The 14622-nt window shown below is 44.2% G+C and carries 10 protein-coding genes; 8 read left to right on the top strand and 2 right to left on the bottom strand.

The annotated features are described in order from the left end of the window. The first annotated feature begins 29 nt into the window (after positions 1-29). The 4 genes from J8L84_RS00535 (at position 30) to yghU (ending at position 6117) form a co-directional block, all read left to right on the top strand. The gene (locus tag J8L84_RS00535) at positions 30-2708 is read left to right on the top strand and encodes a penicillin-binding protein 1A (RefSeq protein ID WP_211068986.1); all 2679 of its coding nucleotides are present in this window, start codon (positions 30-32) and stop codon (positions 2706-2708) included. A gap of 71 nt (positions 2709-2779) precedes the next feature. Then, complete coding sequence (locus J8L84_RS00530) at positions 2780-4471, top strand: NAD-dependent malic enzyme (RefSeq protein WP_211068985.1); 1692 nt, start codon at positions 2780-2782, stop codon at positions 4469-4471. A gap of 351 nt (positions 4472-4822) precedes the next feature. Further along, positions 4823-4951: a hypothetical protein gene (locus tag J8L84_RS20525; RefSeq protein WP_282100395.1), complete on the top strand. Its 129-nt coding sequence runs from the start codon at positions 4823-4825 to the stop codon at positions 4949-4951. A 308-nt stretch (positions 4952-5259) separates the two neighbouring features. Further along, positions 5260-6117, top strand: coding sequence for a glutathione-dependent disulfide-bond oxidoreductase (gene yghU, locus J8L84_RS00525; RefSeq protein WP_211068984.1), 858 nt, complete (start codon positions 5260-5262; stop codon positions 6115-6117). Between the two features lie 150 nt (positions 6118-6267). On the opposite strand, the gene J8L84_RS00520 is transcribed toward yghU, so the two are convergent. Then, positions 6268-6858, bottom strand: coding sequence for a TetR/AcrR family transcriptional regulator (locus J8L84_RS00520; RefSeq protein WP_211068983.1), 591 nt, complete (start codon positions 6856-6858; stop codon positions 6268-6270). 152 nt (positions 6859-7010) lie between these two features. Between J8L84_RS00520 and J8L84_RS00515 the strand changes: the two genes are divergently transcribed. From J8L84_RS00515 to J8L84_RS00500, 4 genes are all read left to right on the top strand, one after another. Continuing rightward, entirely contained in the window at positions 7011-8426 is a 1416-nt protein-coding gene (locus J8L84_RS00515) for an NAD(P)/FAD-dependent oxidoreductase (RefSeq protein ID WP_211068982.1), read from the top strand. 24 nt (positions 8427-8450) lie between these two features. Further along, positions 8451-9608: a DUF2855 family protein gene (locus J8L84_RS00510; RefSeq protein ID WP_211068981.1), complete on the top strand. Its 1158-nt coding sequence runs from the start codon at positions 8451-8453 to the stop codon at positions 9606-9608. Between the two features lie 302 nt (positions 9609-9910). Next, positions 9911-10861: a choice-of-anchor A family protein gene (locus tag J8L84_RS00505; protein ID WP_211068980.1), complete on the top strand. Its 951-nt coding sequence runs from the start codon at positions 9911-9913 to the stop codon at positions 10859-10861. 39 nt (positions 10862-10900) lie between these two features. Beyond that, positions 10901-13735 carry a tetratricopeptide repeat protein gene (locus tag J8L84_RS00500; protein ID WP_211068979.1) on the top strand — a complete coding sequence of 945 codons (2835 nt, stop codon included), beginning with the start codon at positions 10901-10903 and terminating at the stop codon, positions 13733-13735. On the opposite strand, the gene J8L84_RS00495 is transcribed toward J8L84_RS00500, so the two are convergent. Then, positions 13725-14585, bottom strand: a complete 861-nt coding sequence (locus tag J8L84_RS00495; protein WP_211068978.1) for an alpha/beta fold hydrolase — start codon at positions 14583-14585, stop codon at positions 13725-13727. The genes J8L84_RS00500 and J8L84_RS00495 overlap by 11 nt on opposite strands. Positions 14586-14622 lie beyond the last annotated feature (37 nt).

Below are 14622 nucleotides of genomic sequence, written 5' to 3'. Positions count from 1 at the left end.
TCGCAAAAATGCCTTGGTATCCTTAAATTGTGAAGTACATTAAACCGTTATTATTATTTTTTGTCATCTCTGGCCTTATTGGTTGTGTGGCGCTTGTTGGTATTTACTTTTATATCAAACCTAACCTACCAAGCGTTACTGTACTTAAGGACGTTAGACTCCAAACGCCCATGCAGATATACACCCATGATGGAAAATTAATTTCCCAATATGGCGTTAAACGGCGGATCCCCGTAAAACTTGAGGAAGTACCTGAGCAATTAATTCACGCGATTTTGGCCACCGAAGACAGTCGCTTCTTCGAACATCACGGTATTGACCCTATCGGAATCGCTCGTGCTGCTTTAAGTTTAATTATAACGGGTGAAAAACGGCAAGGTGCCAGTACATTAACAATGCAGCTTGCCCGAGGCTTCTTTTTAAGTCGAGAAAAAACGTATATTCGTAAGGTAAAAGAGATATTTATCGCTTGGCACATGGAGCAGGAACTCAGCAAAGAAGAGATTCTTGAACTCTATTTAAATAAAGTTGAGCTCGGTCATCGTTCGTTTGGTTTTGGTGCCGCTGCCCAGGTTTATTACGGCAAATCTCTTAATGAACTTACTTTGGCACAACTTGCCACCATTGCAGGTCTCCCCAAAGCGCCTTCAGCACTAAATCCTATTACTGATCCTGAAGCATCCGCAGGTCGCCGCCGCGTGGTGTTGCTGCGGATGCTTGATGAAGAATACATATCGAAAGCGGACTTTGATAATGCGGCCAACGCGCCTATAACTGCGCGTAAGCATGGGGCTGAAATTGAAGTGGATGCCCCTTATCTGGCCGACATCATCTATAACGAAATGGTCGACATTTACGGTAAAGATGAAGCGGAAACCGGCGGTTATCAAGTTTACGCGACCGCAGGTTCTGACTTGCAGCTTGCTGCTCAGCGCGCGGTGGTAAGGAATCTACACGACTATGATGAGCGTCATGGTTACAAAGGGCCACTGGGCTATTTGTGGGATGCCCCATCGCCAGATAGCCAAGATGAGCCAGTGCCGCAGCTTTCTTTAAATACCGATATCAGTGATAAGTTGCTTGCTAGTGATTGGAGTGAGCGCGAGATGCTTGCTGCGTTGTCACAGGTGCCTTATATAAAACCTCTTGTACCTGCGGTTGTGCTTTCAGCCGCTGAACAATCGATTGATGTGCTTGATGTAAACGGCGAGAAGCGCACAATTACCTGGGAAGGCTTAGACTGGGCTAGACGCTATATTACTGACTTTAGGCAAGGCAGTGAGCCTGAAACTACATTGGATATCACACAACCTGGTGCGGTCATTTATGTACGTGAGCAGGACGATGCATGGCGTATCGCACAACTCCCTGAAGTGAGCGGAGCCTTTATTGCGCTCAACCCACAAAACGGTGCGGTTGAGGCGGTAGTTGGCGGGTATAGCTTTTATCAAAGCCAGTTTAATCGTGCCACACAGGCGAAACGACAAGTAGGCTCTAACATTAAGCCCTTTATATATTCTGCGGCGATAGACAGTGGGTACACGCTTGCTTCGATTATTAATGATGCCCCTATTAACCAATGGAATGCGGCGACCGGTGTTGCTTGGCGCCCTCAAAACTCACCGGCTGAGTACGATGGCCCTATTCGTATGCGTAAAGCCTTGGGTAAATCAAAGAACGTAGTGTCAGTTCGTCTATTGCGGGGTGTTGGGCTTCGTAAAGCGGCCGACTACCTTACCCGCTTTGGTTTTGATCCTGACGATATCCCGTTAGATGAAACCGTGTCGTTGGGTTCTAGCTCTCATACACCGCTAGAAGTGGTGCGTGGTATGGCGGTTATTGCTAACGGAGGCTACCTAGTGAACCCGCATTTTATTGCTAAAGTGCTGGACGAACATAATCAAGTATTGTGGCAAGCCAACCCTGTGTGGGCATGCGACAACTGCACCAAAGCTCATGCCCCTGAAAGCTATCCAGAAAGTGATTTAGAAAGCGGTTTGGACAGTGACGAAGTTGATGTGGAAGCCTTACTCGAAGCCCAGCTTAATAAAGATGTGTTGCTAGCTGAAAGTGATGTAACTGAAAAGCAAAGTGCACCGCAAGTTATAACTGCACAAAATGCTTTCTTGGTCGGTGAGATGATGCGTACCGGTGTACGAGCTAATGGGAACTGGAGTAAGAAAACCTATTGGCTTGGTACAGGTTGGCGAGCACGAAATATTCTTCAGCGCACTGATATTGCCGGTAAAACTGGTACCACGAATGATTCAAGAGATACCTGGTTCAGTGGTTTTCAAAAAGATATCGTTGCGACTGCATGGGTGGGTTTTGACAACATGGGCAGACAACTTGGCCGCGCGACTCGTAACCAAAACCTCATCAATCGCAACCCTGAAAAATTCAATTGGATTGGTAATGCGTTAATTGGTACCGAAGACGGTGCCAAAGCAGCAGGCCCGGCATGGATAAGATTTATGGAATATGCGTTGGCAGAGAAGCCTCATTCACCTATTCCTGTGCCTGAGAAAATAGTACGTGTTCGCATTGATCGTACCAGTGGGAAGTTGACCCGAAGGACAGACCATACGACACTGTTCGAATATTTCTTGCAAGGCACTGAACCCACCTCATATGTTCTTGATGATGAAGTGGTCGACCCTGCCTCGCAAAATAAAACAACGACGCCTGAACCTGAAGAAATATTTTAATAAAGAGCGTGCAAAAGCGCGCTCATCAGGTTGCTGCTAAGTGATTGCCTGTAAATACAACCGGATAACCCATGTCAGAAGATTCAAATCGATATCTTTATATTCCTCATGCTGGCCCCTCGCTGCTGGAAACGCCCCTATTAAATAAAGGCAGTGCCTTTACTTCCAGAGAACGTGCTGCATTTAACCTAACCGGCTTAGTACCGCCTCGCTACGAAAGTATTGAAGAGCAAGTAGAGCGTGCTTACATGCAATACAGTAGCTTCGACGAAGTACTGAATAAGCATATCTACTTACGCGCCATTCAAGATAACAACGAAACTCTGTTTTATCGTCTTATTCAAAAGCATATTGATGAGATGATGCCAATTATATACACCCCAACAGTGGGTGATGCCTGTGAGCAGTTTTCAGACATTTATCGTAGTTCGCGCGGGTTGTTTGTGTCTTGGGAAGAGCGCCATCAAATAGATGATATTGTTCGCAACGCCACTAAGCGTAAAGTGAAAGTCATTGTTGTCACAGACGGCGAGCGAATTCTTGGTCTTGGTGATCAAGGTATTGGTGGTATGGGTATTCCAATTGGTAAGCTATCGCTTTATACCGCTTGTGGTGGGATTAGCCCAGCTTATACGTTGCCGGTGATGCTTGATGTAGGAACGAACAACGAGAAGTTACTAAACGATCCTATGTACATGGGAGCACGTCATCCTCGTATTGGCCAAGAAGACTACGACGAATTTGTCGATATGTTCATTCAGGCAGTAAAACGTCGCTGGCCTGAAGTGATGATTCAGTTTGAAGATTTCGCACAGCCTAACGCGATGCCGTTGCTAAACCGCTATCGCAATCAAGTGTGCTGCTTTAACGACGATATTCAAGGTACTGCTGCGGTCACATTAGGTACCATTTTAGCAGCATGTCGCATGAAGCAACAAAAGCTATCAGACATGAAAGTGGTGTTTGTTGGGGCAGGTTCAGCCGGTTGCGGTATTGCTGAAATGCTTATTCAACAAATGGTGCATGAAGGTATTAGCGATGCGCAAGCGCGTAAACAAGTCTTCATGGTAGACCGCTTCGGCCTAGTGACCGAAGGTATGGAAGGATTACGTGACTTCCAGCAAAAGCTAAATCAACAGTTAGTCGACCTTGAAAGTTGGACCTTTAGCGGTGATTACGCATCGCTACTTGATGTTATGCACTGCGCCAAGCCAGATATTCTTATTGGTGTATCGGGGCAACCTGGTTTGTTCACCGAGCAGGTGGTTCGTGCCATGAAGCAAAACTGTGAATTACCTATTATCTTTCCATTAAGTAACCCGTCTCGCCAGGTTGAAGCGCGACCTGAACAGGTTATTGAATGGACTGATGGCGAAGTGGTTATTGCAACGGGAAGCCCGTTCAAGCCCGTTGAGTATAAAGGTAAAGTTTTTACCATTGCCCAGTGTAATAACTCGTATATTTTCCCTGGTATAGGTCTTGGTGTCGTTGCTGCAAAAGCAAAATTAATCAGTGATGAAATGCTGATGGCTGCAAGTAATGCACTTGCTGATGCGTCGCCGCTGGTAAACACTGGCGAAGGTTCCTTGTTGCCACCATTGGGTGCTATTGCTGAGCTTAGCCGTAAAATAGCCTTTGAAGTGGGTAAGGTTGCCATGGCACAAGGGCTAGCCCTTGAGATGTCAGACGATGCGTTGAATGACCATATTGAACGGAATTTCTGGAAAGCTGAATACAGACCTTACAAGCGCGTTAGCATTTAAACTAATGTCGTGTAAGTAGTTAATAAAAGTCTACGAGAGCAGCCCTAGGGCTGCTTTTTTTATCCCTTCTGTCAGGTTTTGCTAGTTCAAATACACTAACTCTTTTACTTCATATTTTAAGTCCAGGTTTTTACTTCAAGCTTCGGATGTTTCCCTAGTCAGTAATAAAGTGTTGCGAGAGTGCAACATTTTCTCAGTACCCTTTATCTCACTTAACGGGTGGTTTTCAATAAGTTACTGATATTTATTAATTTGTTGTGCTGGCACAAATGCTGCTTACTCTTAATCGAGACCACAGCAATGGCAGCATCGGTATTGTGACTCAAAGCAATACCCACAGGGAGGAAGCGTATGTTTGCAGTAGTAAGAAATTTCACTAAAACCATTTTTGCTAATGAGCTTATGTCAAACGAGCTCATGTCGAACGATTTCAATACATGCATGTTGCTTGATGCACTGTCCTCTTTGGAACAAGACTAGGCTTTCTCAAGCAGCAATTAGCACTTGTTAGAAAAGAATTCGGTTACTGGTGATGCTCGTTATAGCGAATACGCTATTTAACAGCACGCACCTAATAACCACTCAGTTTGCGGGCAATGGATTGCGCGCCTTTTATTCACGCAGGGGCAGTTTAAAATACGTGTTAAAACGATTTTAATCTGCTTATTTGCGAATTATCCCAGCGATAAGTGCTTGGTCGTATATCATTCATCCTATCCCTTGTAATTCCATATTCAGTACACACATCAAATTTATAATCATGCTAACGCGATAGAAAAGGATCTGATATGTCTGACAGTAATACTTATACGCCTCCAAAAGTATGGAGCCAAAATGAAGATGACGGTAACAAATGGGCTAGTATCAATCGCCCTGTATCGGGTGCCACTCATGAGCAAGAACGCTCTGTAGGCCAGCACCCACTTCAGCTTTATTCTTTGGCTACTCCCAACGGTCAGAAAGTGACTATCATGTTGGAAGAGCTTTTAGCTGCAGGTATTACAGACGCCGATTACGATGCATGGTTGGTTAACATCGGCGAAGGTGATCAATTTTCATCTGGCTTCGTTGATGTAAACCCGAATTCTAAAATTCCTGCCATGGTAGATACATCGACTACACCTGAAACAAAGCTATTTGAATCGGGTTCGATACTGCACTATTTAGCGGAAAAGTTTGATGTATTTATTCCTAACGATCCTGCTGCAAAAGTAGAATGTTTTAATTGGTTATTCTGGCAAGTAGGTTCAGCGCCTTACTTAGGCGGCGGCTTTGGTCACTTCTACAGTTATGCACCTTACCCAATGGAATACCCAATTAACCGATTTACCATGGAAGTAAAACGTGAGCTAGATGTACTAGACAAACACCTCGCCAAAAATACCTATTTTGCGGGTGAGGAGTACAGTATTGCTGATATGGCTATTTGGCCATGGTATGGCAACTTAGTACTTGGAAACCTGTATGACGCAGCCACTTTCTTGCAAGTTAACGACTACAAACATGTTCTGCGTTGGGCAACAGAAATTGAGGCTCGCCCAGCAGTACAGCGCGGCGTAATTGTTAATCGTACGTGGGGCGATGCGCAGCTTAAAGATAGGCATAGCGCGAAAGACATCGATGATGCGCTAAACGAAGCGAAATAAGCCTCGAACCGTACCATGAGTCAGTAACACATAAGTTGTCACTTATCTCGAGCATGTTCGTGATAGGCCGGTTAATGTGTTGCTGCTTTGTATTCTTATTATAAGTGGCTTCTTCAAGCGACTTTAACAAGCGTCTTTAGCAAGCGTCTATTAGCAATGACTGTTGTGCGTAGCAACCAAAGCGTAAACGTGCAGGCGAATTGCATTCAATGCCCGCGCTTTCCAGTCTACCCAATTAATTCTATTGCGAATTTCATGTTGGTTTAAACTTATATAACCATGACATAACGCCCAAATTTGCATGGCTATATCTTGACGCTCTTCTACAGCAATCTCTTTTTTAATTATCGCAGATACCACTTTAGTTAGTGTAATAAACGCCTTTTCCCCTGCAGCAATTGCGTCCTCGCTCGGGGTGTAATCTTTTAGATTAGAGCCAAATATTAGATTGTAATGCGCTGCATGTGCTTCAGAGAATAGCAGCACGTGTTCGCAGGCATTAAGTAACCGATCTGATGGGGTATTACCCTCTGACTGCTTCATCATGTCATCGACAAGGGTAAAGCCTTCAATATACAAGGCATCGAGAATACCTTGTTTACCTTTGAAATGGCTATAAATGCCAATGGTAGACATACCAGCGCCCTCCGCGATGGCACGTACGCTTAATGCGTGGGTGCCCCCTTTCAAGAACAAGGTGGAAGCTGCATCTAAAATTTTCTGACGAGTATCTTTTTTCATTTACATTGAATTTACATGTTGCGCAATATAACGGCGTTATATATATTGAATATAACACTGTTATATTCAATCGTTCCATTAGATTGTCGTTTAACCTGATTATATTTTATAAACCCGCGTGCAGGCCGGTTCATACATAAAGGACATAGTATATGAAAGCAGAACAATTAACTTGCGATTATTTGATTGTGGGAAGTGGGGCGGTAGGCATGGCATTTGCCGATGTGCTACTCAGCGAAACCGATGCCAGCATCATCATTGTCGATAAATACGCTAAGCCTGGTGGCCATTGGAACTTAGCCTACCCTTTTGTCACCCTACATCAGCCTTCTGCTTTCTATGGTGTTTGTTCACGAGAGCTAAATCGCGGCGTCATTGATAAAACAGGAATGAACGAAGGGTTAATGGGATTAGCCTCTGGTGCTGAGGTGAGTGCCTACTTTGATGCAGTCATGCAAGAGACCTTTTTACCCTCAGGTCGCGTTCAGTATTTTCCCCTCAGCCAATACGAAGGCGATGGTAAGTTTACTAATATCACGGGCGGTAAAACCTACGAGGTTACCGTGAATAAAAAAACCGTGGATGCGACCTACTTAAAAACCAGTATTCCTATTACCCACAAGCCTAGCTTTACCCTTGATGAAAATGTTGATTTTACGCCAGTAAACACCTTAACCCAACGTGTACGCGGGCATAAAAATTATGTGGTCATAGGCGGTGGTAAAACGGGGATCGACACTTGTTTATGGTTGCTTAGCAATTTTGTAAACCCTGAAAACATTCATTGGGTGGTATCGCGGGATGCATGGCTGCTTAATCGCAAAAACACCCAGCCACTCGATGACTTTTTCTTCGATACCATTGGTGCGCAAGCGAACCAAATGGAAGCTATTGCTCAGTCGACCTCTATCGATGACATGTTCGATAAATTAGAGGAAAAGGGGGTGATGCTGCGTATAGATAAAGACATCAGGCCTGCTATGTTCCATGGCGCAACGGTAAGCGAAGCCGAACTGACGGCACTGCAAACCCTACCCAATATTATTCGCCATGGCAGAGTGACTCATGTGGCAAAAGAGGCGCTTACGTTCGAGGATACTCAGTGGGCAATGCCAGAAGATGCATTGGTGGTGGACTGTTCGGCGTCAGCAATCACAAATCTAGAGATAAAGCCTGTTTTTGAGGGCAATACTATTACGCCTCAAACCGTGCGAGCTTACCAACCGGTGTTTAGTGCGGCGCTAATTGCCCATGTTGAGGCAGCCTATGATGATGACGCTACCAAACAGAAACTGACCCAAGTTGTCCCTTTGCCCAATCGTGATATTGACTGGGTACCTATGACAGCAGCCATGCTGCGAAATATGCATATTTGGGGTGAGGCGCCTGAGCTTCGAGCATGGATCCACAATTGTCGACTCGATGGTTTTTCCAAAATTGTTCATGGTGTGGCCAAAGACGATATGCCAAAACTACAAGTGTTAGGGCGCCTCAAAGCCGCGTCGCAACCTGCTATGGGGAAACTCATGGAGTACATGCATATGCTAAAAGCCAGTGGCAAACTTTAACATTAAGAAAAAGGGAAAAAGGTTATGCAACAGTTTCAAGTTGATAAACAAGACTTAAGCCAACACCGTATAGTCGCGACAGAAAACACCGAGCTTTCTAATCAAGGGCTGTCGAAAGAGGGCGTGACTTTTGAAGTAGAGCGTTTTGCGTTTACTGCCAATAATCTCACTTATTTCATGATGGGTAAAAAGCTTGGATATTGGCAGTTTTTTCCAGCGGTTTCTGACAAAGCCCTTGCCGATAAAGCTGCGTCTAACCAACCACTAGAGAGCAACACCAACAATAAGTGGGGGGTGATTCCTGTGTGGGGGATTGGGAAGGTGTCAACGTCTAGCGTAAAGGGGGTGGACGTAGGCAGCCGCTATTTTGGGTATTTCCCGCCTGCCACGCATCTGCATATGGACGCCGTTGCTTTTGCTCAAGGAAATTTGATTGATACCAGCGCCCATAGAAAAGCATTACCGCAGGGCTATAACTTGTATCGCCCGTTAGAAAGTGGCGGCGATAAAACCCAGTCACACCGTGAAAACCTGCAAATGCTACTGTGGCCTTTATACATCACATCCTATTGTTTATGGGATTTAATAGACCAGTACAACGCGCCTAAACCGAGACAAGTGATTGTATTAAGCGCATCAAGCAAAACCAGTTTAGGGTTGGCCTATGCCCTTAAAAAAGATGACTATCACGTGGTGGGTGTGACCTCTAACAAAAGCCAAGCGTTTGTTGAGGGACTAGATGTCTACAATCAAGTGGTTTGTTATGACAAGCTAGATGACATCGCCAGTAAAGCCAGTATTGTGGTAGATATGTCGGGCAACAGTGAGGTTAAGCAGCGACTTAAGACAAGGCTTGGTGATGATCTCATGCGCTATGTGCAAGTGGGATTAACCCATTGGCAAGACGCGGGCACAGGGGATGGGGCTGAAAATACCGAAGACGCCTCTGGCAATAGCGATGAATTCTTCTTTGCACCTGCCCACATTCAAACCAGAATGGCTGAGCTAGGTGCAAGTAAATTTCAATCACAAAGTGGGGCTTTTGTAAAAGAAGCCATGCAGTGGACTTCTTCATGGCTGTCGGTAAAAGAGCATAAAAATATTGTGTCATTAATGGAAAACTTTGCCGCGATTTGTCACGGTGATGTTTCTCCTCACGAAGGCTTGATATTTATACCGTAATATTTTTTACCTTCACCCCTATTAGATAGGATTGGCCGCATCGTACTTATGGGAAGATGTCTAAAACACCATTGCACCAACATGGTGCTACTAGTTAACAAGGTGTAAAAAAATCGTCGGGCGTCAGTTTTTTTTACATAACTTATAGTTGGTATCTTCCCTTAGTATATAAATGCCAATTAAATCATTGCTTTATTTTAATGGTGTGAATCTTGCTTATATTGCGGAATACGCAAGTTTTGACTTGATTTCTTAAGTTGATGAACTTGTTTGAACCTCATGCAAATATAAGGCAGTACGTGATGTTTCGCTTAGTCGTATTAGTGATATCGTTGTTTACGTTTGTAGCTTCAGTGAGCGCCTCAGAGTCTACTTCAAGTACGTTGGGTACTTACAACCTCATCTTGTTAGAAGATTACAATTTTCAAGGTGGTGATGTGCAGGGCCAAGTGCTTATCGGTGGTGACTTAAACGCTAATGGTCATGCGGTTGAGTTCGGTAGTCGGCTGGCGAATACAAACACTGCCATCGATGCTGTTACCATTATGGGTGACGTCAACGCCAATCAAATTCGCGTTTTAAATGACAATAATTTAGTTTACGGTGGCGCGCTTAATGTGTCGCATGTAGAACTGAATGACGGTAGTGACGGCGAAGCGATTTATAATGCTGATCTCACTATTGATGAGGTAGCGGCCTCGCTGCACGCCGATTCAGCGTACTTTGCCAGCCTTAGCGCAAATGGCACATACAGTAATGGCATATTTAACTATATAGGCACAGAAAGCGTTGCAATCTTTAATGTATCCGCTGGCGATATCTTTGCACAAAATAGTAATTTATCGCTGAACTGGGGCGATGCAGAAACCGTTATCATCAATGTTTCTGCAAATGATGCTATTGCGAATGACATCGTAGTGGGTGGTGGTGTAAACCTGAACAATGGTTTCAACGGTAGCGAAGCATTTTCAAATGTTCTGTGGAACTTCTACGACGCAGAAAGTATAGATTTTAATAGTTTAGCTGTTAAAGGTTCAGTGTTAGCCCCTTTAGCGACAACCCGTGGTGGTGCGTCGTTTGATGGCTCTTTCGCCGCGGTTTCATATACAGGCGCTCGTGAATTTCATAATTATGTCTTTAATTACGAAACACCTTCAGCGCCTCCGGTAGTGACTGTCCCAGAGCCGCCTACCATTGCAGTATTGGCGTTGTTCTTGTTATTCTTAAGCTTTAGAAGAGTACGCCGCTACTAAGTGTCTTCAGCGACTGCCTATAGCAGAGCATGTGACTTGATGACTTATACTTTTCCCCAGATATTTATAACTACAAGCGCACGGTGTGCGCTTGTTTTCTTTGTTTGTCTCTCTCTATCTTTCTCGGTATATTCAGCCAATAACGAGGATTATGAAAAAGGGAAAGCTTCTTTCTACCTAAAGGAATACAAAGAAGCATTTATTCATGTAAAAAGTGCACTTCAAGCTGAACCAGACTATTTACCCGCACAAATCTTATTAGCACAGTTGTATCAAGTGAACGGCATGTTTGCCCAAGCAGATGCTGCATTTCAAACCGCCTATAACGCAGGGGGTGATGCTCGACTTATCTTCGAGCCTTGGGGCGAGGTACTACTTCGCTTAGGCGAGAGTGAACGTATCCTTGCTCTTGATTTTGATTCAACCTTTCATGTTGAAGCGCAAATAAACTGGCATACAATTCGCGCTAAGGCATGTATACAGCAGTCTAGAATGTTGTGTGCTAAATACGAATATGAACAAATCTTATCGCGTGTGGCTGACCACCCAAAAGGCCTTAACGGATTAGCGTTGTTGGCTATACTTGAGCGTCGTTTTGAGGAAGCTGAGCCTCTATTGGCGATGTCGATGGGGCAAAGTGATACTCAAGCGCAAACGTGGTGGCTAAAGGGGCAATTGGCAAAAGAGCGCCGGGAGTATGCCCAAGCCCAAGCGTTTTACAGTAAAGCTTTCTTGTTGTCTCCCAATAATCCAACCATGGCACGTAGTTTAATCGATGCTTACATTTCTTCTTCTGACTTTGATGCGGCACTTTTAATTACTGAAGATCTGTTGTTACAAACAGAGGGCGATCTATACGTATTGTTCGTCAATAGTTGGTTAACCAGTCAAGTTGAATCGTTAGCGGTTATCAGGCCTCAGTTAGAGCAAATTGCTACTCAACTAGCGAATGTAGATGAAGTAATGTTACACACTGAACCCGCACTTTATTACCTGCGGGGCATGGTGGCGTTAATGCAGAAGAATTACGAAACAGCCCGCGACAATTTTCGTAGTTATGCGAAGCATACAGAGGAAGATGTACAAACGGCGATACTGCTAGCAAGCACTAATATAGCGCTTGGAGATAAAAAATCAGCGATGTCTGCTTTGCGACCTCACGCAGAAACCTTAATCGATAACAATATTGATCAAGCGCTAATGCTGGGAACACTTTTTCTCGAGAACAAGCAAAATTTCGCAGCGGTAAACCTATTGAATAAGTTGGAAGCGGCGTACCCAAACAACGTTAATGTCGCTTTGTATGCCGTGCGAGTTGCCTTAAGTCGCGGAAAAGTTGCTCAAAGCAATGCGCAACTATCTAGCTTAAAGGCACGTTACCCTGAAAACCGACAAGTGCTGATGACCTATGCGCTACATCATCTTAATAACGGAAACTCGGTGCTAGCTGGTGAAGCAATAACGTTGTTGTTAGCCCGCTTTGCAAATGACGTGTCGATTCAAAATATGTACGCAGCTCAGCTTATTATTGATAAACAATACGAAAAAGCACAAGAGGTTCTTGATAGGGTTCTTTTACAATCACCTAGGTTGTTCGCAGCACGCTATAATCAGGCGACCTTGTTGCTTCAACGTAATGAGTTAGATGAAGCCAGAGAAATATTACTTTCCCTATCTGCTTTGCGTCCTGAGCACTTACAAGTTGCTTTTCAGTTGGCCAAAATTGATTTCCAAATGGGTAACGTTCAGGCTGCCATTTCAGGCTTTCGTAAAATATTAGTATCTAATGGTGCGTCTACGCCGTCGAACGTTACCTTTTCTGCAGTAGCGGCTTATGCGCAAATAGGCGACTACAACAGTGCGATAGAATTGCTAAGAAAGCTTTTGGCTAGCGAGCCTGGGAATCAAATCGCGTTAGTACAACTAGCAGGTTTTTTTGTAAAAGTAAGCGATACACAACAAGCGCTGACTACCCTTAAGAAAATGGATGTTATTCCGTCGCTTTCTATCAATACTCGACTTGCGCAAGTCGCACTTTGGACAGCATTAGGTGAGCAAGCCAAGGCGTTACAGGTGATGCAAAGTATCCACGAACTAGTACCTGATGATAAAAATATTCATTTACAGCTGGTGAAGTTAATGCTTGTTTCTGGGGAATTGAAAGATGCTGCAGCCTCTCTGGAAATGCTTGAAAATGACTTCCCGAATGATCCGCTAGTTAAGTTTAAGCAGGGCGAATTAGCACAAGCGCAAGGGCAACTAGACACAGCCTATAAGCATTTTGAAAACGTATTGGCACTTGATGCAAGTTTCGATTTAGCCTTGGCTAAACTGTATTCCATTAGCGTTCAAAAGCAAAGTTTTAACCGCCTGGTGGTGCGCTTAAATAGCATAGTAAAGCAAGAACCAACGCGTTATTTTCCCCGTAATTTACTCGCTCAATATCACTACTACTATGGCGATAAAAACCAGGCTATTGGTCATTATCAACAGCTACTTAGTCTTGTTGATGATAATAGCCGATATGCCATGTTAAACCGGCTAGCTGTTTTACATTTCTCCACTGATACCGACCAAAGCTTCGCTTATGCAAAAAAAGCCTATGAACTTGCGCCTAACAATGCAGATGTCTTGCATTCCTACGGTTGGAGTTTAACGCTTAAAGGCCGTTACAACGAAAGTTTACCAATTCTAAGAGAGGCGTCGGCTAGGGATGCTATATCCCCATCGCTGAAATACCATTTAGCCTATACGCTTTATCACTTGGGTAAAGCTGATGAGGCCGAGCGAATACTAACGGCGTTACTTACCGTCGAAGAATATTTTGATACTCGCCCACAGGCCGAAGCTTTGCTGACAGAAATTAAGCGTTAAGGTGAGATATAAGAAAATCACTTACTTCGGGCCACAGTGACTGAGATCTCCGTGAGAAAAATTTCATGTGGCCAATCTCTTCAAGATTATGTTCATGAGGTTTGAGTAAGCGAATTTCGGCCTCTAGCTCAGGGAAAACACTAATCATATCTTTAACATTTGACAGGTTAGCTATGTCATCATCGCTGGCTAATAGCCATTTAGATGGTAAACAAATATCGTTATACCAGTGCTGTAAAACTTCTTTTCCAAAGGCTTCCTTCACATAACCTTGGCCATTGCACCATTTTTGCCACTGCCTGCTAACCCCTTTAGGCAAAGGCTCACCCATGCCCACTAAATGCGACTTTGTATGTCCGAAAAGTAGATTGTTCACGGGAATATAAAAATTCATAAAGAAGTGGGCTTTTAACAAATACCTTTTGGGCATATTACGTAAACTACCCGATGAGCTACCAAAGTTACAAAATGCAGTAAGGTCATTCACGTTTGGCATTAGACCTAAAAGTTGCCCGCCCGCACTATGACCGACTAAAAAGTATTGAGTCTTGGGGAAGTGCATTTTTAAGGTTTCTAAAACTGCGGGCATATCTTGCTGCCCCCAGGACACTAATGACGCTTTACTGTGTCTAACCTTACCTTTTAACGATTCTGCAATACCACGGTTGTCGAATGTGATCACACCAAAACCCTGTTCACAAAGGTAGCTAGCGAACGCAGCGTAGAACTGGCGTTTGATACCCGTGGCGGGCGCTATCATGACTGCGCCTTTAACGGCGTGTTCGGGTGTGTAGCGTGTTGCGGTTAAGTGAGTACTGTCTTCACAGGTAACACTGATATCTTTAGGCATTCGTCGTTCTCGTTCCTCTGGTCTTACCAGTAAAGCG

Origin of the sequence: Alteromonas sp. MMG017, from assembly GCF_018100795.1 — a bacterium.
In the GTDB taxonomy this organism is placed as follows: Bacteria; Pseudomonadota; Gammaproteobacteria; order Enterobacterales; family Alteromonadaceae; genus Alteromonas.
This window is presented reverse-complemented; position numbering and strand designations above follow the sequence as displayed.